This window comes from Mesorhizobium sp. AA22 (assembly GCF_001672375.2).
GTDB lineage: Bacteria > Pseudomonadota > Alphaproteobacteria > Rhizobiales > Rhizobiaceae > Mesorhizobium > Mesorhizobium wenxiniae.
In genome coordinates this window covers 4,145,249-4,163,532 of the sequence record NZ_CP048406.1, presented here as the reverse complement: position 1 = coordinate 4,163,532, position 18,284 = coordinate 4,145,249, and the positions used below count along the sequence as shown (strand labels likewise).

15 protein-coding genes are annotated in these 18,284 nt (G+C 60.0%); 3 read left to right on the top strand and 12 right to left on the bottom strand.

Going from position 1 to position 18,284, the window contains the following annotated elements:
• Window positions 1–179: 179 nt before the first annotated feature.
• The 5 genes from A9K68_RS20100 to A9K68_RS20080 are packed head-to-tail and all read right to left on the bottom strand — an operon-like array spanning window position 180 to window position 4,771.
• Window positions 180–941, bottom strand: coding sequence for an MBL fold metallo-hydrolase (locus tag A9K68_RS20100; protein WP_065008219.1), 762 nt, complete (start codon window positions 939–941; stop codon window positions 180–182).
• Window positions 942–944: 3 nt separating this feature from the next.
• The gene (locus A9K68_RS20095; protein ID WP_065008220.1) at window positions 945–2,009 is read right to left on the bottom strand and encodes an ABC transporter ATP-binding protein; all 1,065 of its coding nucleotides are present in this window, start codon (window positions 2,007–2,009) and stop codon (window positions 945–947) included.
• Entirely contained in the window at window positions 2,006–2,788 is a 783-nt protein-coding gene (locus A9K68_RS20090) for an ABC transporter permease (protein WP_082982374.1), read from the bottom strand. Before A9K68_RS20090 ends, A9K68_RS20095 begins: the two co-directional genes overlap by 4 nt.
• 17 nt (window positions 2,789–2,805) lie before the next feature.
• Window positions 2,806–3,651, bottom strand: a complete 846-nt coding sequence (locus A9K68_RS20085) for an ABC transporter permease (protein ID WP_065008222.1) — start codon at window positions 3,649–3,651, stop codon at window positions 2,806–2,808.
• Between the two features lie 13 nt (window positions 3,652–3,664).
• Window positions 3,665–4,771: a spermidine/putrescine ABC transporter substrate-binding protein gene (locus tag A9K68_RS20080; RefSeq protein ID WP_065008223.1), complete on the bottom strand. Its 1,107-nt coding sequence runs from the start codon at window positions 4,769–4,771 to the stop codon at window positions 3,665–3,667.
• A 91-nt stretch (window positions 4,772–4,862) separates the two neighbouring features.
• Here A9K68_RS20080 and A9K68_RS20075 point away from each other — a divergent pair, with 91 nt between their 5' ends.
• Together A9K68_RS20075 and A9K68_RS31820 are read left to right on the top strand one after the other, a co-directional pair.
• Window positions 4,863–5,477: a TetR/AcrR family transcriptional regulator gene (locus A9K68_RS20075; RefSeq protein WP_065008224.1), complete on the top strand. Its 615-nt coding sequence runs from the start codon at window positions 4,863–4,865 to the stop codon at window positions 5,475–5,477.
• A gap of 266 nt (window positions 5,478–5,743) precedes the next feature.
• Entirely contained in the window at window positions 5,744–6,064 is a 321-nt protein-coding gene (locus A9K68_RS31820; RefSeq protein WP_246811202.1) for a hypothetical protein, read from the top strand.
• A gap of 174 nt (window positions 6,065–6,238) precedes the next feature.
• On the opposite strand, the gene A9K68_RS20065 is transcribed toward A9K68_RS31820, so the two are convergent.
• From A9K68_RS20065 to A9K68_RS31815, 3 genes are all read right to left on the bottom strand, one after another.
• A complete protein-coding gene (locus A9K68_RS20065) occupies window positions 6,239–6,448 on the bottom strand; it encodes a hypothetical protein (RefSeq protein ID WP_348640689.1) in 210 nt (69 codons plus the stop codon).
• Between the two features lie 221 nt (window positions 6,449–6,669).
• The gene (locus tag A9K68_RS20060; protein WP_127210427.1) at window positions 6,670–6,915 is read right to left on the bottom strand and encodes a hypothetical protein; all 246 of its coding nucleotides are present in this window, start codon (window positions 6,913–6,915) and stop codon (window positions 6,670–6,672) included.
• 1,792 nt (window positions 6,916–8,707) lie between these two features.
• Complete coding sequence (locus A9K68_RS31815; protein ID WP_246811201.1) at window positions 8,708–10,327, bottom strand: family 16 glycosylhydrolase; 1,620 nt, start codon at window positions 10,325–10,327, stop codon at window positions 8,708–8,710.
• A gap of 1,643 nt (window positions 10,328–11,970) precedes the next feature.
• On the opposite strand from A9K68_RS31815, the gene A9K68_RS20050 reads away from it, so the two are divergent.
• Window positions 11,971–12,690, top strand: a complete 720-nt coding sequence (locus A9K68_RS20050) for a class I SAM-dependent methyltransferase (protein WP_065008228.1) — start codon at window positions 11,971–11,973, stop codon at window positions 12,688–12,690.
• A gap of 452 nt (window positions 12,691–13,142) precedes the next feature.
• Here A9K68_RS20050 and A9K68_RS20045 read toward each other — a convergent pair whose 3' ends face one another.
• The 4 genes from A9K68_RS20045 to A9K68_RS20030 form a co-directional block, all read right to left on the bottom strand.
• Complete coding sequence (locus A9K68_RS20045; protein WP_065008305.1) at window positions 13,143–14,024, bottom strand: NAD(P)-dependent oxidoreductase; 882 nt, start codon at window positions 14,022–14,024, stop codon at window positions 13,143–13,145.
• Window positions 14,025–14,030: 6 nt separating this feature from the next.
• Entirely contained in the window at window positions 14,031–15,647 is a 1,617-nt protein-coding gene (locus A9K68_RS20040; RefSeq protein ID WP_065008229.1) for a GMC family oxidoreductase, read from the bottom strand.
• Window positions 15,648–16,820 (bottom strand): glycosyltransferase family 2 protein, encoded by a 1,173-nt coding sequence (locus A9K68_RS20035; protein WP_065008230.1) that lies wholly within the window; start codon window positions 16,818–16,820, stop codon window positions 15,648–15,650.
• A gap of 114 nt (window positions 16,821–16,934) precedes the next feature.
• Entirely contained in the window at window positions 16,935–18,227 is a 1,293-nt protein-coding gene (locus tag A9K68_RS20030; RefSeq protein ID WP_082982358.1) for a cellulase family glycosylhydrolase, read from the bottom strand.
• Between the last annotated feature and the right edge of the window lie 57 nt (window positions 18,228–18,284).

The window sequence follows — 18,284 nt, the reverse complement described above, 5'->3', positions numbered from 1 at the left end:
ATCCTCCTGATGCTGGGAAGTTTTGCTCTTGCCTTTGCCCAACTGGTGCGCCAGTCGGAAGAGACGAGTTTGAGACCCCAACCCACGGCTTCACGCTGCGGCGATGCCGCCGGCACGCCGTGCCCGCAAAGGGCGTTGTGAATTCGTCAAGCACTTCTCGCGATGCGATACACCGGTGCTTATCGCGCCTGCAGCAGATGACAGCCGGCCTGCCGCTTTTGTGCGAGATACTCGTCGATAAGCTGGTGGTAGCGTGCCTTGCCGAAGCTCGGGAAGTGACCGCCATGCACGACCGCGACATCGAGCTCGCGCATCCGTAGCAGCGTTTCGACATAGTCGTCGACGGCGGAATGATAGACATCGTCGATCAGCGGGCCGTCATAGACGATGTCGCCGGAAAGCAGGATGCCGGTCTTCCTCTCGTGGAGCGCGATGCCGCCGGGCGAATGACCCGGGGTGTGGATTCCCTCGAAGGCACGGTCGCCGAGATCGACGACATCGCCTTGCCCGAGCAAGCGATCGGCCGGCGCCGGCAGGATCCGGTAGCGCGCGGCGTCCCAGCCTAGCGGCATTCCATCGAACATTGCGTCGGTAGCGTAGCGGTCGGCAACCGTCCATTCATTGCGCGGATCGGCGAGGATTTCTGCCTCGGCCCGATGCACGCAGCGGTCCGGAAATTCGTGATGGCAGCCGATATGGTCGAAATGCGTGTGGCTGGCAACGCAAATGATCCTTCGCTCCGTCACCAGCGGCACGTGACGCCGCAGGCTGAAATGGCCGAGGCCGGTGTCGAACAGGAGATCGCGGTCGCGACCGCGCACATGCCAGATGTTGCAGCGGAAGAACGGCTTGATCCACGGCTCGTGGATCAGCGTCACGCCATCGCCCATGCGGATGGTTTCATACCAATTCGGAGCGTCGATGACCGGAAGCGCGCCCATGGCTCAACTCGCCAGAAGGATGATGTCGCCAGCGTCGCACGAAACGGCAACCATGTCGCCTGGCTGGACGGCCGCAGCGGCGGCAACCTTGGCGATGAAGTGCAGCGCCGGGTCCTGCGCAGAAACGGCGAGCACGCGCTTGAAGCTCCCTTGAAACACAACGTCGCTCACCTTGGCCGTGCCGAGCCCTACAGCGCCGCCGGCCGCGCCGAGAACAAGGTGTTCCGGACGGACGGCGAGAGTGACAGTCGTCCCGGCCGGCAATGCGCCGGTCAGCGAAAGCGGTCCGACCTGCGTAGCGACAGTGATTGTTCCGTCCTTAGCCGCCGTCACCGCTCCGGATATCAGCGTGCTTTCGCCCATGAAGGTCGCGGAAAAGCGCGTCGCCGGCCGCGCATAGACGCGCTCTGGCGGCCCTTCGTCCTCGATGCGCCCATCATTCATCACCACGCAATGGTCGGCCAGTGCCATTGCCTCTTCCTGGTCGTGGGTGACATGGATGAAGGCGGTGCCGACCCGCTTCTGGATCGCTTTTAGCTCGTCCTGCATCTGCCGGCGCAATTTGAGGTCGAGCGCGCCGAGCGGCTCATCGAGCAGCAGCACGGCCGGCTCGACCACCAGGGCGCGGGCCAATGCGACGCGCTGCCGCTGGCCGCCGGAAAGCTGGTGCGGCTTCTTGTCGAAAGCGGTGGCCAGCCCGACCAGCGCCAGTGCCTCGCGCGCCCGCGAGTTCCGCGTCGCGGCATCGATGCCTTGCATGCGCAGGCCGAAGCCGACATTGCCGCCGACGCTCATATGCGGAAACAGCGCATAGTCCTGGAACACCGTGGTCGTCGGGCGTTTGGCAGGTGGCACGGCGGTGCAGTCCTCGCCGCGAATCAGCACTTTGCCTTCGCTCGGCGTGACGAAGCCGCCGAGAATGGACAGCAGCGTCGTCTTGCCCGAGCCCGACGGCCCGAGCAGGATCGTGTAGCTGCCCGGCTCGATTTGCAGCGACACGTTCTTCAGCACCGTCTGCTGACCGAAGCGATGCGAGACAGAGCATATATCGACCAGCGGCGCGGTCATGCCGGCTTTCTCCGCAACAGCATCAGTTCGAACATTACCACCAGCACGATGGAGACGGCGAAGACCAGCGAGCCGACGGCGTTGGTCTTGGGATTGAGGCCTGAGCGCAGCAGGTTCCAGATCTCGACCGGCAGCGTCGTGTCGAAACGCGTCAGCAGGAAGGAAATCACGAATTCGTCCCAGGAGAAGGTCATCGACAGGAAGAAACCGGCGAAGATCGCCGGCGCCATCACCGGCACTGTGATCAGCAGCAGCACCTTCCACTCGGGCGCGCCGAGGTCGCGCGCGGCGCGCTCGATGTTGATCTGGTGGTCGCCCATCTGGCTGTAGATGATGGCAAAGCACAGCGGCAGGTTGATCACGACATGGCCGGTGCCGGCGGCAAGCAGCGATTTTGGCACGCCGGCCCAGTTGAACAGCACCAGCAGTCCCATGCCGATGATGAGATAGCTCACCGTCAGCGGCAGCGTGATCAGCCCGCGCAGCAGGCCTGAGCCGGGCAGGACGAAGCGTGCAAAACCCCAGGCGGAGAGGAAACCCAGCGTGACGGCGACAGCTGAGGAGATGGCTGCGACTAGAAGCGAATTGACCAGCGCCGAAGTCAGCCGGGTGTCGGCGAGCACGGCGTCGTACCAGCGCAGCGACGGCCCCGTGAAGGGCGGGATCGGAAACGACGTCGCCTGCAGCGAAAACAGCACCAGCACGACCACCGGCAGGAAAATGAAGCCATAGATGGCTATGGCGTAGAGGCCGGACAGGATGCGAATGGCTTTGGCCACAGTGGATGAGCGCATGGTCAGGCCCGCTCGATCTTCAGCCAGCGGGCGCAGGCGAGATAGGCAATGGTAACCACGGCCATCAGAATGATCGACAGCGCCGAGGCGAGCGGAAAGTCGCCGCGCCGGCCGATCTGCATCATCACCAGCTGCGGCATCAAAAGTTCGTTGTTGCCGCCGAGGATCTGCGGTGTGATGTAGTCGCCGATGCACAGCACGAAGGTGAGAAAAGCGCCGACCATCATGCCGGGCAACGTCAGCGGCAGGACGACATGCAGGAACGTGCGCACCGGCCCGGCGCCGAGATCGGCGGCAGCTTTGCGGTAGCTGGGACTGAGCTGCTTCAGATTGGCGAAGATCGTCAGCGTCAAAAGCATGACGAAGAAATGGACGAAGCCGATGATCGTGGCCAGCCGTGTGTTGGCCAGTTGCACCGGTTCCGCAAACAGGCCTGAGCCGGTCAGCGCGCGGTTGATCACGCCGTTCTGCGCCAGCACCAGCAGCCAGGAGTAGGAGCGCACGACATAGGAAGTCCAGAACGGCAGCACCGCCAGCATCAGCGCCAGCCGCTGCCAGCGCGCCGGCACCTGTTCGGCCAGGATCCAGGCGAAGGGGTAGGCGAGCAGCACCGAGATCAGGGTGACGATGGCGGTGACCTGCAGCGAGTTCACCATCGCCTGCCAATAGGCCGGATTGTTGAAGAACTGGCTGTAGTTTGACAGGGTGAAGCCGCCGCCATCATGCGCCGTCAGGCTGGAAAGCGCCATGGCCAGGAAAGGCAGCACGAAGAACAGCAGCGTCCAGCCGAGCGCCGGCGTGACCAGCGCCCAGGGCAGGGCACGTCCACTGTTCGTGGCAGAGTTCATGACCGGCGACCGGTCATTGCGCCTGCAGCATTTCGGTCCAGACGTCCTGCATCTTCTTGTCGAGATCGGCATTCGGCGCCGGATAGGGCTGGGCGCGGGCCAGGAAATCCGGCTGCTCGTCGAAGCGCAGGATCTTCTTCTGCTCATCGGTCAGAGCCGCCTTGGTGTTCGCCGGCATGCCCCAATAGCAGGCCGAGGTGGAGAGCCGCGCCTGGCCTTCAGGGCTCATGATGTACTGGATGAATTTCAGCGCCATATCCTTGTTTTTGGAATCCTTGAACATCGCCAGCGACTGCGACCACAGCACAGCACCTTCTTTCGGGATTGAGAAATCGAGGGCAGGGTTCTCCTTGGCCAGCCCGGCCGTCACCCATTCGCCGCCGCCGACCAGAATGTCGACCTCGCCGGTTGCCAGCGCGGTCTGGCTGGCAGTCACCTCGCCGACCAGCTTGGCGTTGGCCTTCATCTTCAGCAGCTCTTCCTTGATGGCGGGAAGGTCGGCTTCGGTCAGCTCGGCGGTCTTCTTGCCGATTGCCAGTGCGGCCATGCCAATGACCGGCAGATAGTAGTCGTAGATGGCGATCTTGCCCTTGTACTTATCGCTGGTCAGCGCAGCCATCGACTGCATGTCGGCCGGATCGACCTTGGTCTTGTTGTAGCCGATCGTGTTGTAGCCGAATTTTTCGGTGATGGCGTAGCGCTTGCCGTCGACCACGGTGGAGCTGTCCATCTTCACCTGGGGAAAGAGGTCGGCCAGCGGCAGTTTGTCTTCCGGCAACGGCTCGAACAGGCTTTTTTCGACGCCGCGCGGTACGTCGATGCTGTCGATCACCATCACATCCCAGTCGCCGGGCTGCGACTGTTCGACGATCGCCATGCCGGCGCCGGTGCCTTCGAACTCCTTGACATTGACCTTGACGCCGTTGGCCTCCTCGAAAGACTGCAGCAGTGCCGGATCGGCGTGATCGCACCAGATCAAGGCATTGAGATCGGCAGCCTGGGCGAGGCTGTCCGTCGCCAGCAGCAGTGCTGTCGCAGCACACGCGGCGTGAAAACGGCTCTTCAGGACGGAAAGCGGGTTCTTGGTAGTTGGATTCGTAGCCTTCAGATTGATGGACATCGAGTGTTCTCCCTTGCCTTTTTGGCTTCTGGCAAAAAATTGAACCAATTCTAAAATTGAGTCAATTCTGTTTTTATGGCAAATAGCCGATATGAGCGGATTGCGGGCAAGGCAAAAGGCGGATCGGCACCGCCGCATCATCGAGGCGGCTGCGGAGCTTTTCCGCGATGCCGGCTACGAAGGCGCCAAGATCGAGACCATCGCCGCGCAGGCCGAGGTCTCGGTCGGCACGATCTACAACTATTACCAGAACAAGGGCGACATCCTCGGCGCCATCGTTTCGATGGAGGTCAACGAGGTGCTCAATGCCGGGCAAGGCGTCGTCGCCAACCCGCCGGTCAATGTCGGCGATGCGCTGGACACGCTGCTCGGCATCTATATCGAGCATTCACTGCATTATCTCAGCAAGGAGATGTGGCGGCAGGCGATGGCGATCTCGACGCAACTGCCCGACAGCCCGTTCGGCCAGGCTTATACCGCGCTTGACCGGGCACTTACCGAGCAGATCCGCGCGCTGATCGCGAGGCTACAGGCGCTCGGCCTGGTACGCCGCGATATCGACGGGCAGGCCTTGGGCGAGCTGGTGTTTAACAACATGAACATGATGTTCATCGAGTTCGTGAAGCGTGATGAGGCGAGGATCGCCGAATTGCGGGCGGCAATACGAAGGCAGAACCGGATTTTGGTGGCGGCGATTGCGGTTTGAAGGGGTAACCGTCTCAGGACCGGTCAGGAAGAACGGATTTCTGGCCAAAGGCACCGGTTCATTAGAGTCGCCCTCTTGAGTTGTTAAAAAAAGACGATACAGCCTAAGAGTGTGAAAAGGGGGAGGGGTAAATGGGTGTTTCGATCTGGCACTGGGCAATACTGTTTCTGCTGATGGCGTGCCTGTCATTGTCGCTGTTCTGTCTGCGACCAAACCCTCACAGAATCCAGCGGGCCTTGTGGGGTTTGGAGGCTGGCTAATGCTGCTTGCGACCCGTCAGGCTTTTATCCACGCTGGGCGCACTCGTCGCATTGGGTTCGTCGAGTGACGGCTACCAACAACTCATGGCGCTGCCAAATGGCAGCCTGGCGGTTCACCGCGAGGTTGCCCTCTTGCTGGCGTTTCTAGTGCTCCAGGTGGTTGTGTTCGTTGCAATGCTGCGGCGGAGATACCGCTTCAAGCAGCTATTCCTATACCAGTGGTTTGCAATACCAATTGTGTTTATTCTGGATACGGTGTGGATTTCGGCGGTTCTTGGCGTCCCGATGAGCCAAATGCTCGCGGGCGGTGCACTAGCAGCGCCATAGTCTCTTTTGTACTGACCGGGATTTGGGTCGCCTACGCCTACAAGTCAGTCAGGGTGACGAACACGTTCACCAAGACGGTCGCATCTGGTCAAGTCGCGAGCGTGTCATAGAGGCGATAAGGCGCCTGCCACTCAGGCGCTGAATTCCCATCAACATTTAGCACGATCGGCAATTCTACCGGGCATGCTTGGGTGGCCGCGCACGGGGAAACGGCACGACGGTCAATGGCGCCTTGCGGAATTCCGCGATGGCTATTTCCTCGATCAGGGAATCCAGCGCCTCGCTGACGCGCTGGCTCGTTTCGTCCATGCCGCAGAGCCGGTTTTGGGCACACTCCAAGAGCTCGCGCGCAGCGGCGAAGTCGCTTCGCATGACATCACCCATTTGGTTTTAACCCGCCGCCCTGACATTGTTGACGCGCCAAATTGAGCGATTCCTAATATACACAGGGGCATTTTAATCGAATGGCATTAGAATGGCCGGCCAGCAGGAGATGCCGGCCGGCCAGCATCGCCCTGTTGCATCAGGTTGGTTCGACTGAATTTTTCAGATGCCCCGGACCCTATCTGGAGAGGTTCGGGGTTTTGCGTTGCAGAACGCAAAGATTAGTCCTGATACGATCTTGGCCGGCTTAGAAATTCTCTCGCGGCGGCAATTTGGCGTCGATGCTCGCGCAGGAAGGTCAGGCTGAAACAGATCGAAAAGGCCAGTCCTGAAAGGACTATAGTTGCTTGCGAGGTCGGATCGGGATCGGGAATCATCAGGAAGCGGAAACCGAACGCCAACGCGAGGGCAACAAGGCTGCCATACATGCCACCAATAAAGGGGGCGATCGTGCGTTTCTGCTCCAACAGAGACTCCTACGGTTTCCACTAGGGAATATAAGCGTTGGAACTGATATGCTACGGTCCCAACCTGTGGAAATCGGGGATGAGCAGATATCGACCGCCTGAAGCAACGCGCGCCCGCCGGTGCCGTTGTACCGTCGCGCTATGCCGTGCAGCGCGCGATCATGCCCTTATGAACACGGGTTGGGTTGTACGCACCTTCCAAGGGCGGGGAAGGGCAAAGGCGCCAGCCGCTTTGTTCCCGTCATCAACGTTCTGGAATTGGCAACCCAAGGCAAATTTCCGCACCGGCCCACGATACCGGGCCAGTTGATGAGCAGGATGAACCGGCCCACGCCAATGGGCCATCAGCGGCCCACGACGCCAGAGAGGGCGAGAAAAGAGACATACGGCCACAGGATGGCGAGGGACAAGTTTGCCGAGATGCTTCGCCAACTCGGCGTGAACGATGAGGGTGAAATCGAATTTCGCCGTGTTCTAGTCGATTTCTGGACTGGAAAAAGATGAGGAGGAATCGAGAGGTGGGGCCGATACCCCGACGAGTTGAACGACAATCTCCCTCGCGAAAATGATGACAACCACGCCATTCGCTCTCTGCATTGGAAGGAAGCAGCATGAAGGCCAGACATAGCGACAGAAGGGAGCATCAATGGCAGCAACCGTACCCAGCTACAGCGACCGACCATTCCGCGGTAAGCGCCTATCGTGGTGCGAATTCTACACCCTGCGGCCAGACCTCGAGCCGGTGAATGACAATGCCGATCAAGACTCTCTGCGCCGCCTCGGTGCGCCGGGCACGTCGTCTGATGTCTCCTCGAGTATCTCGCGCCCGTAGCGGTAAACGAGATAGCCGATTAGCCCTAACAGCAGCAACCTGAACATCGATCGGTCTCCTTCTCTGGAGACAATCAACGCGGTCAGTCAATGACGGTTCCGCCATGACGCGGGGGGCCTAGCGCAACGCCCTTTTTTAAAAACCGCTCCTGGCCCATCGCGCACATTTTTCCAATTGAAAATATGGGGGTCACACAACGGCCAGACCGCGCGTACCTTTAGAAAAGCCAACATGACGGGCTATTCGCTTAAGCATTCTGAGCGTTCCCGGACGGGCAGCAATCAACCACCAGAATATGCCGACCCAATTGGGGATCCGCTCTATTTGGTTAGATCCAGAGCAAGAGGCCTGGTGGGAGTTTGCGGATTCCTTGCCATGGTTGAACCGATCGCACAGGGGCATTCTCTCGATTGCCTCCCTTCTGGCCGGGCGATTGACACGCGGCGATCTCGGGACCAGTCGCATAAAATCGTTATGGCTTTGCCTCGGCTCAGTGGGTGCCACGCCCGCCGATTTTTGCAAACTGGAGTGGTCACCGCCGCTCGAGGACGATGATGATGACGAGGCGGCGGCGTTCTTCAGGTAGGGGCTATCCATATGCCGCTGCCTGACCACAGGAGCGGTTCCGCAAGTCAGCGCTAACGATCGGCAAGATGCTGGCCATGGGTCATCAGGCGACCATTCTTTGCGTGACAACAAGTTGCCATCATGAGAGCCGGCTTACTCTGGTGCGCTTGGCCACCACATTGGACAACCTACAGAAAGCTCGCCACTAGAGCCTGTTCCATCCCGATGCCATCGGGATGGAACTCCATCGCTTTTGTTTGACTCCGAAAACCGGGCTCCCGCCTTTTGCTACGCTGACCTTTGGTTCGGGATTATGGCTTTGGGGTGCCGTATCCAGCCCTTGTTTGGCCACGGAGAGCCCTTCGCGGGATGTTATTTCCCCGCGTAGGTCCTTCAGGTCACATAGAATGAGGCTGCGGTGAGCGAGAGATGTGGGGAAAGCGTGGCGAACTGTGTTTGAGATGCGCCGCCGGCCCCGTCGCTGTCGAAGGAGAGCGACCCAGTCGTACTATTGTAGATGATGTGGTCGGAACTGTCATGCGCGGCTGTACCAGCAAAGAAAGCCGCGGACGGAAGCCCTCCCAAATGAAGCCCGGCAAAAATGGCGTCGTCGAGGTGGATCTTGTCCTGGTTGAAGTCGGTTATCCTGTCGACATTGCCGTTACCAAGGGCGCTATTGAAGACGAAAGTGTCGTTGCCGCCAAAGCCGCTCAACTTATCGGCACCGCCGCGGCCGTTGATGACGTTGGCGCCGGCATTGCCCTGGATGGTTTGGGCCAACCCGTTGCCGGTCAGGTTGATTGCCGTGGTCCCGGCGTCCTTTGTGGTGCCAAGGACTTCAATCGACGAGCCGGCCGAGAGAGCATAGCTCACGGAAGCCCACACCCTGTCTTGACCTTGGCCAGAGGACTCGACCACCTTGTCGCCGGCATTATCGACGTAGTACTCATCGTTGCCGCCATAGCCGATCATCGTGTGGGCGCCGGTTTCCCGAAGGACATCGGCGCCGCTGGTGCCGTACAAAGTGCCATCGCTGGTGCCGCCGGGAGGAAGGACAGTCCCGGTCCCAGATCCAGTCTCGGTCCCGATCGCGCCAGTGGTTGGGGGAGTGACGTTGGCACCTGTAACGGTGTCGCCGCTGCCTGCCTTCTGATACAGCTGGATCTCATCGACTTGCATCTGCATCGACGAGGGAGTCGAACTATCCAGAGTCGTGTGCCATCCGGCCGTGTTCGAATTGGCGACCCCATTGTTCATGATCAATTCCATCGGCTCATTCGGGATCGTCGCCTGTGCGCTGGTGACCTGCGCCATCTGCTTCCCGTCGAGATACCAGGTGATCGATTTACCGGGATCCCAGTTGATGCCGTAGGTGTGGAAGCCGGCCGTGAGGTCGACGCCGCTGTCGATGCTCGCGCCGACCCATCCAGATGGGCCGTGAAGGTGCCAAGTGAAGTTATTGTCAACCGGGCCGGAGCTTTCGGTAAACCCGCCCTCCTGTATATCGATCTCGAAATTGTCACCGCTGCTGCCGGCACCTTGGCCGGGCAACATCCAGAGGGCTGGCCATGCGCCGTCGCCGCTCGGCGCCTTCATGCTGATCTGAAGGTAGCCGCCATTGAATTCGAAGTTGCCGTAGCTGCTGACGGCGCCGGACGTGACCGGGTATGTCTGTGTCGTCCCATCTTTTATGCCGCTGATGGGCTGCTTGATCGCCGTGAGATCTAACTGCCCGTTGCTCACGGACACTTGGCTCGGCACATCGTAGTCGGCATAATACTGCGAGCCTGCGTTGCTTCCTCCTGACCCATTGCTATTCCATGGCCAGCCGTTGGCGGCATTGCTGGTGATGTAGGTATTCCAGTCGCTGTCGAGCGCCGTACCGGAGAAGCTCTCCTCGAAGACGAGATCGCTAGAGGCAAAGCCTGCGGGTGCGGAAAGAGTCATTCCGTGATCCTTCTTTGGCGTTGAAAACAGGAATTCCACGCCGCGCATCGCCAAGGCGCGCGACATATCGCATGCCCGCTATTGGGCACCGCGAACGGATTTCAAAGTAGCGGAGATTTGGAAGTCCTCGCCCTGACATTATTGTCGAGCGAGCTTAACGCTGAACTCGCCATCGAAGGTGAGTTGTCACGGGAATGCCCATCAGGCCCTCCCTTGAATCGGTGGGCGCCACGCAAGGTGTACAACGGTTCGAGCCGCAGCCGAATTGAAGTCGAGCGCCAGCTCTTTGGCGGAGGCGCCAAGCTTGCCGTTCAGTAAAAGCACGGTAAATCCTTAGTTAGTTGCGTTTTTCTTGTTTTCATTCCACCCGCGCCCTAAGTAAAACGCAGGCATTTCCGCTCTATGATTTATACACACATCGTCTTGTACTCACGTGAATGGATCATTCGTGGACGATGTACGCAAGCCAAGCGACCATTTGCGGCGAGAATGAGGCTAGGCGAAAACTTATTAACAGCTTCTAATATATTCGGTGCGTCGAACAACCACACCGAAACAGCCTTCCGAACGTCCTTCCGAAAACCGTGTCCGTCGGTTAAAATGTCGCTGTTTTGGGGGCCTGTGGTTCGAGCGGGTCGTTCGCATAGAGGTCGTAGAAACGCACGGCCGGGCTGCGTGGCGGATGGGCCGTCGGGCCTGGGCCGGAGCTGCCGGCCCGGATGTTCGACCGGCCAATTGCGCGGCCGATGCGCCGGCCAGGTCCGCTGTTGCGGTTCGACTAAGCTCCAGTCTCTACGCGTGTTGCTGAGCGACGTCGCCGGCGGCACGGCGGCGACGTCGGCATCATCCGCTTTCGATGATCGAAGGTGGAAGGCCTGGCACTGTTATCGAGCGCAGCCTCCTACAGCACCGGACAGGCCATTCGATCGCAACACCAACGTGCCTGCATCGAACAGCGCCAAAAGCTGCACCCGCATCCAAGGGAAGGACGATCGCTTAAGCGGCTTGTTGATATGGCTGATACATGACCCCTAGAACGCGAGGGCGCTTTCTCGCTCGGGACGGCCCGAATTTGAACCGCGCAACCAGTCGCCAAAGCTCCACCTGTGGCCAAGTGCTAACCGGTTAGCGTGCTCTTTCGCTGCATCGTCGTCTATGCAGGCTAGGTTGACCGCGCCCATGAACTGGCCGTGTTCGTTCAGAACACAAAGCCGATGATGCGGCATCGCTTGTCCCTGATCGGCGACAATATTCTACCATCAGCGTCGCTGTGGAACGCGGAGAGTTTGGTTCTCACGAGCTACCTCAGATGGGCCGCGTGCTTTTAAGGTTCCTCCCCGGAAGCTTCGCAGGAGGTGCCTTGACGGCATCGAGAGTGTCGTTACATTTGTTATGATTAGATTTTGTTTCTATCCGGTTGCGCCCACTTTCTGAGGTGCGCGGTTCGCACTTTGCGTGCAGCCCCGGGGCAAGGGAGGAACTCTAGAACTCTGGAGCGACCTCAAGGCGGACCGGTGCCGACCTAAGATTCGTTCATTCCCAAAATGTGAAGTTCGATCAACAGGGACGACTTAGGTTTCCCGTTCTGGAGCTGGCCTTAGGGCCATGCAGAGAGCTGGTTGTTTTCATTCAAAGTCACAAGCAATTATTAGGCCGAAGCATTCCAAGAGGCAACTTAATTTGGCTCCAACACATCAAGATGGGTAGAGATGATGTCAAGTAATGACCTCTATACCGGAAAAGATTATGCCGCTGCCAATCCGACCTGGCATGATGAAGACGGCGGTGTTAAGGCCGCGAACATCGCCAAGATCGTGCGCTCCAACAACATCAGTTGCCGGAAAATCGTCGACACAGGTTGCGGGACGGGAGGCGTTCTGAATGCGCTTCTTCAGCACGATATCTTTCGTGACTCAGAGGCCGTCGGCTACGATATCGCTCCCTATGCTATAAATTTGGCCAAACAGCGAGAAAGAAAAAACCTAAGCTTTCACTGCAGTGACTTCCTGCAAACCAACGAAAATTACGATCTTCTTTTGTGCATAGATGTTTTCGAGCACATCGATGACTATATGGGCTTTCTTCGAAGGCTCAGAGGACGTTCGAAATACTATGCGTATCATATTCCTCTTGACATTAGTATCGTCGGTCTTTTGCGCGGCCAGCACCTTAAGCAACGCAAGGAGGTTGGTCACCTGCATTACTTTGATCAGGCAACAGCACTAGCGACTCTGCGCGACACGGGCTTTAAGATTATTGACGCACAGTACACTAGGACAGCGGAAGATATCCTGCAGACCCATCCCGAATGGCGAACCACGACAGCCATCCTCGGTAATGCCGCACGGCGTATTGTCCGGACTATTGCCGGAGAGGACGTGTCTGTGCGCTTACTTGGCGGCGCGTCGCTGATGGTACTCACTAGCTGAGGGGGTGTTAGGCGCGCGTCAGCACAACCGACTCGCAGTGGCGGCAAGGGAGATGGCGAGACCCGAGGGCCAGACGCTGCGGTAAAATTTTGTTCCACGCCGGCGCCTTTCCTCTCCACCACGCTCGGGTGTTCCCGAGGTGTTGAGTGAGCAAGTCGGAAAGATATGACTAGATGCCTTCGCTCCCTACGGTCGCGCCGACCGCATGAATTTGCTTTTCGCGGAACCTCGCCAAGGTGCTTGCGCAGATGCCCATACAACCCCTTGCTTCAGCCTGAAGATGACGTGGTAAATTGCAGTCCCGGCTCGTGTGACTTGGGCTGGCCCAGTGCGAACTGACCTTTCGTGTGTGTGGAGGCTCACGAGGCGAGCGTTGCATTGGCCTCCGGACACGTCAAACTGCTACTGTCACCCCGTCACCCCCGGCAAGGCCGGGCGGATCTCCCATATTTTTAAGGTCGATCACTGTCCAGCGAGAAGCTCCGAAACTCGATTCCGAGCTGCTTGAGCCGCTCTACACCGGGAACCTCTGCCGCCGGGTGCACAAGCCCAAGGATGGAGTCGGATCGGAAGCGTAGGGGCACATGCAGGCCCTCAGCTGCCTTGAGGATGCCACTGACAAGCTGAGAGGGCACTGGGACGGCGCGCAGTGTTTTGCCTTGTGACGCGGCGATCTCTTTCATGAGCCGTCGGAACGGCACCGGTTCGGGGTTGGCCAGCCCTACCGGTTCCGGCAGGGGGATGTTCGACTCGGCAATACGCACCATGGCGGCTGCCACGTCCGCCTCGTGCACGGTGAACTGATGGGAGCGCGCCCCGATGAGAGGTGTGACCGGCAGGTTGGTGAGCTTGCGGAGCGCGCCTGCCATCCCGCCCCAACCGGGGCCGTACACCAATCCGAGGCGGGCGGAGACGCCTCCCAGACTGCCGGCGGTGCGCTCGCAGGCCAGCTTCGCCTGGCCGTACAGCTGTCGGGTTCCCTTATAAGCGGACATCGAGGAGATGAAAATGACCCGGCGAACTCCTGCGTCGGCGGCATTGCGTAGGAGGTGCTGCGAGCCGGACACATTGATACCCCACACATCGCCGGCGCTAACGAGAGTCAGGTCCCATGCACCATGGATGAGCACATCCAGATCGCTGAATGCAGCCCCCGGCGGAGGGCGCTTGATCTCATACGGGCGCCACTCGGCGACGCCGGACATTGCGGCGGCAGATTCGGAGGTCACCCGGTTCGGACGGGCGAACGCGATGACCTCATGCCCTTCTTCGGCGAAGGCGGCACGCAGGATGGTCCCGACATATCCATTGGCTCCGGTGATACCGACCCTCATGAACACTCACCCCGTCAGGTCCATCGCTTCACAGGCGATGCGATGAGAATTGGCCATCACAGTCAGCGTAAAGGTAGTAGCTGGAACATTTGGGAAAACCGACCCGTCGATAAGATGGATTCGGTCCCAGCGCGCCAGCCGCCCGAGGCGGTCTGTCGTCGCACTCCCGGTATCCCGCTCACTGACGTGGGGAAAGCTGCCGCCAAGGTGGTAGCTTTTGGCCCCACCCGACCACAGCATTTGCGATGTGACTGGCCACAAGTCAAGGTAAGGTGCCGCCCTGTAGATCCGCTTAATTACGTCAGGCAGCATCGGAGGCACGTCTTTGCCCCTGAGCCCGGCCGCGCTGAAGCCCTCCGAAGTGAGGGTGATCTGGGGTAGTTCATCAGGAGCTGCGGGCACTTGGGGCGTGACCCGGATCTTGGGTGACGCCCAGGACGGCAAGTAGCCGAGGCCTACCGTCAATCGGCTCAGAAGCCGATCCGTCGCGAAGGCGGCGGCGGGATGTTGGAGGAAGCCGGGCAGCGCATCGTAGTATGCCCGGTTAAACGGATAAAAGTGAATCTGTGAGACATCGAAGCCTTCGTCGTCCCGGCCGATAAGCATGTTGAACTGGTTGAGTGTGAACTCGCGCCTTGCACGCGGGTCGGGGGTCGGCTTCACGGACAACATTGGAAGAACGAACTGAGCCGATTCCGAAAGATGGACCGGCTGTTTCGATCCGAGTGAGCCCAGGATCAGCCGGGTGGTCCCGATTGCTCCGCAACCCAGGAAGACCCGGTCGGCTGTGAATCGCTGGATCCGGCCGCTGGACAGCTCCCGGGCCTTCACGACGGCCCTGTCGGCCTCCTGGCCGACTCGCACCGCGAGCAGCCCGCTATGGTAGTCAATCCTCCCGCTGCGCCTGAAGCGGTCGAAGCTGTGCGAGGCCGAAAAGATCAGCGACCGCGGGCACCCAGTCATGCATAGACCGCAGGGCTGGCATTCGGGCGCAGAGAAGGCGAGCCGTGCGCGGCCTATTGTTATTCCCGTGGAGCGTACACGATCGCGGTGCCGGTCGTAGTTGGCCAGGACCATCTGCGTCCGCGGTGCCAGCGGCGGAAGCGGGTTCGGGGATCCGATGAGCGGAAACCACTCATCGAGATCGTCGGACTCTCCAGCGAAAGGAATGTGACCCAGGATGGTCCGGTAGTGCTCTTCCATATCCGAGAAGTCGAACGGCCATTCTTTGAATGTGGCGGCGCTGAAGGGCATGATCTGGGCCCCCCAGACATTGCTGAACCCTCCATAAGCGCTTGATATGACAGCTGAATTGACTCTACCCTGGGGGTGGACGCCGTCGAGCTGGCCCTTGTTGACAAAGGGGAAATCGGACCCGTAGCTTCTCTTTTCAGGCAGCGAATCGGACTGGACCTGCTTGGGTTGCAGGCCGACCCGGCGGATGTCTTCCTCATCCCAGTCGTCGACACGCAGCTTGGATAGCCTGGAGATTACCTCTTGCGTCTCTGCGTCCAGCACGGTGCCCGGATCGAACACGGTTATCTTCTCGTCCGGCCTCTCGGACAGCGCCAACACGGCGGCGGCTGCAGCCGGACCGGAACCAATGATTATCGAAGAAGGCATTCACTTCTCTCGCCCACCGGCTTGCGCGGCTGTGTCAAATACCTGCCTGGTTGCCTGTTGGCGCTGCCGGCGCAATCGCCGCGCCAGCTCAATTCGACCGGCGACGTGGCCTGCCGCGGCCAGCCCCATGCCAGCGATTATTGCCGCGGACCGGGCCAGCCCGTGGGCATCACCCTTGGCCGCTTGCGAAATCCCCCGCGGTACGGCCTTGGCCAGCGCGTACCAGACGAAGCGGGTCTCTGCATCGAGAGCAGCGGCGTCGCCCATCTGGGCAAAGGCCTCGACCTTCCCCTTATTGACGAAGAAGCAGCGGCGCCAGAAATATTTCCAAGTCGGCCGTGAGGCGGGTACAAAGTGGCGGACGGTCGCTGCCGGTTCGTAGATGACCGCCTCGCGGCCCCTGATGTGCGCCACGCGGTGGCTCATGTCCATGTCGTCGTGATTGTCGGAGTGGAACCCTCCCACCTGCTCGAGGAGGGTCCGCCGCACCGACATGTTGGCACCTATGAGGTGAGCCAAAGGGCCTCGGCTGGTCGGAAGACCGTCATAAGCACACCCGAACACCCAGTCGAACTGCACAGGAAACCAGGCGGGGCGGCCAGCCTCGAAAACCGGCAGAGGACGCCCGCCGACGGCGCCGATGCGCTCATCGTGGTACGGATCAGTAAGAATTTGGAGCCAGTCCTTGTCGGCCGCTGCATCGTCATCCAAGAACGCCAGGATCTCTCCGGCAGCTGTCTCTGCTGCCGTGTTTCGGGCCGAACCCAAGTGCCCGTCATACTTGTTCTGGATCACCCGTATCGGAGGGGTGGATGCGGCAGAGTCAGCCCAGTACGCGGCACAACGGTGGAACAGAATTTCATTATGGTCGATGCATACGATGATCTCGCACGGTTGCAAGCTCTGCCCCTGAACCGAGGCCACGGACTGACGCATCAGCTCCCATCTGTCCTCCGTGTAGGCGCAGATAATCACTGAGATCGTGGGGGGGCGCGGAATCTGCCGGCGTTCGCTGCTGACGCCATTCTCGGACTGCCCGGCTTTCGATCCAGGCTGACCGGTAGAGGCACCGGTAACGTCTTGACTGCGGGGGTCGAGGCCGACGCTTAGGTTCCGGACGTCGCCCTCCTGGCCAATCGGCGGATAAGATTGCGCAAGCATCAGGATACGCATCTAGGAATTCTCCCGACTAGATCTCGCGGGCGGGCCGGGTCTGGACCGCCGCGATTGCCACGTTCAAATTCTCCCAGCGGTCGAGCGTGTAGGGGCAGATCACACGGTCTTCGGTCATGGCAGCTGCCGGCTGGGTTCTGTGGCCGGGCTGGTTTCGCGTGTCTGTGTCGCCCGAGCCGCGGCGGCTTTGAGGATGTTCCAGAGCGCACCGCCGTCATTGTGGATATCGAACTGGTCGTGTTCGTCGACGGGATAGCGTCCGCTGTCCTGCCGCGACACCAGGCGCCACACCATCCAGCCGGCGCAGTTGCGATCACGCGTCAGCGTGTCGAGCCACATGGCGTAAGCTGCAGCCACGTTCTGATTGGAGCGGGCATGGCCGAACTCCTCCAGAAGCACCGGCTTCTTGGCGCGGGCGGCCAACTGGCAGAACTCGGGGATCATGTCGTTGAATTGCTGGACCGTCAGCTTGTTATAGAGCGGGTAGCCGTGCCAGGTCCCGAAATCGAGAGTCGGGATCGTCAAATCGGCTAGCTTCGGGTCGAGAATGTTGGCATGCCCTGAACTGACAAGGTGATTGGAATCGAGGGACTTGACGTAAGCGGACATTTCGGCAGTCCAGGCCAACCGCAAAGCCTCAGGCTGCGCATTGCCTTCGTTCATCAGCTCCCAGGCCATGATGGTCGGGTCGTCCCGGTAGGCAAGCCCGGTAAGCGGGTTGACGCGTTGCACGACGTGGCGGACCCAAATCCTGTAGTCGCGCTTCGTGCGCGGATCCTGGAAGAAAAACACCGACCTCTCTTTGCTGAGGTCGGTGTTGTACTGGCTCTGCACGCCTGGGGCGTCCCGGCTCCCATACCAGGCCCGCATCTGCTGGGCGCCGCCTGTGAAGGCCCAGAAATCCAGGACGGCGATGATGAGCCTGAGGCGTCGCTTGCCGGCCTCGGCGATGAGGAAATCAACCTTTTGCATGCCGTTGACGCCGTCATTGATCGCCATCCTGTTTTGACTCGGATCCCAGTGGAGCAGATATGTGCCCTTGACCGCGAGATTGCTGGCTTCGCCTTCAAGCTGCCAATCCCAGAGCGTAGGCTTGCTTCCGTCGAGCGACCCGATCACCGGCTGGAGGAAGGTGCGGACCACATTGGCGCCCATTGCCACCGCGTCGTCGAGAACGCGGGTGACCTCATCCTGCGACCCGTAGGTCAGATAGTGGTTGTTTACGCCGGTCACGAAGAACGGCCTGCCGTCCAAGGTGAAGTTCGTTCCGGAAGTCTTGATGAACGACGTTGCCGACGCACCGTCCGCGGCGCTCGCGACTGCCGGAACGGATACGAACGCGAACACGAGCGCACACAACCACGCCTTGCGCAGTCCGTATTTCGCCCGTTGCCATTCGATAATCATCCCTCCACATGACCCTTGCCGGAGACACAGCGCAAGAACCCCGAAGGATTACCTCAT

Coding starts and splice junctions, on each gene's coding strand:
- A9K68_RS20030 (WP_082982358.1), bottom strand. CDS start 18,227: ATGATTATCGAATGGCAACGGGCGAAATACGGACTGCGCAAGGCGTGG.
- A9K68_RS20045 (WP_065008305.1), bottom strand. CDS start 14,024: ATGAGGGTCGGTATCACCGGAGCCAATGGATATGTCGGGACCATCCTG.
- A9K68_RS20050 (WP_065008228.1), top strand. CDS start 11,971: ATGATGTCAAGTAATGACCTCTATACCGGAAAAGATTATGCCGCTGCC.
- A9K68_RS20100 (WP_065008219.1), bottom strand. CDS start 941: ATGGGCGCGCTTCCGGTCATCGACGCTCCGAATTGGTATGAAACCATC.
- A9K68_RS20085 (WP_065008222.1), bottom strand. CDS start 3,651: ATGAACTCTGCCACGAACAGTGGACGTGCCCTGCCCTGGGCGCTGGTC.
- A9K68_RS20035 (WP_065008230.1), bottom strand. CDS start 16,820: ATGCGTATCCTGATGCTTGCGCAATCTTATCCGCCGATTGGCCAGGAG.
- A9K68_RS20095 (WP_065008220.1), bottom strand. CDS start 2,009: ATGACCGCGCCGCTGGTCGATATATGCTCTGTCTCGCATCGCTTCGGT.
- A9K68_RS31815 (WP_246811201.1), bottom strand. CDS start 10,327: ATGTCGCGCGCCTTGGCGATGCGCGGCGTGGAATTCCTGTTTTCAACG.
- A9K68_RS20040 (WP_065008229.1), bottom strand. CDS start 15,647: ATGCCTTCTTCGATAATCATTGGTTCCGGTCCGGCTGCAGCCGCCGCC.
- A9K68_RS20075 (WP_065008224.1), top strand. CDS start 4,863: ATGAGCGGATTGCGGGCAAGGCAAAAGGCGGATCGGCACCGCCGCATC.
- A9K68_RS20080 (WP_065008223.1), bottom strand. CDS start 4,771: ATGTCCATCAATCTGAAGGCTACGAATCCAACTACCAAGAACCCGCTT.
- A9K68_RS20065 (WP_348640689.1), bottom strand. CDS start 6,448: ATGGGTGATGTCATGCGAAGCGACTTCGCCGCTGCGCGCGAGCTCTTG.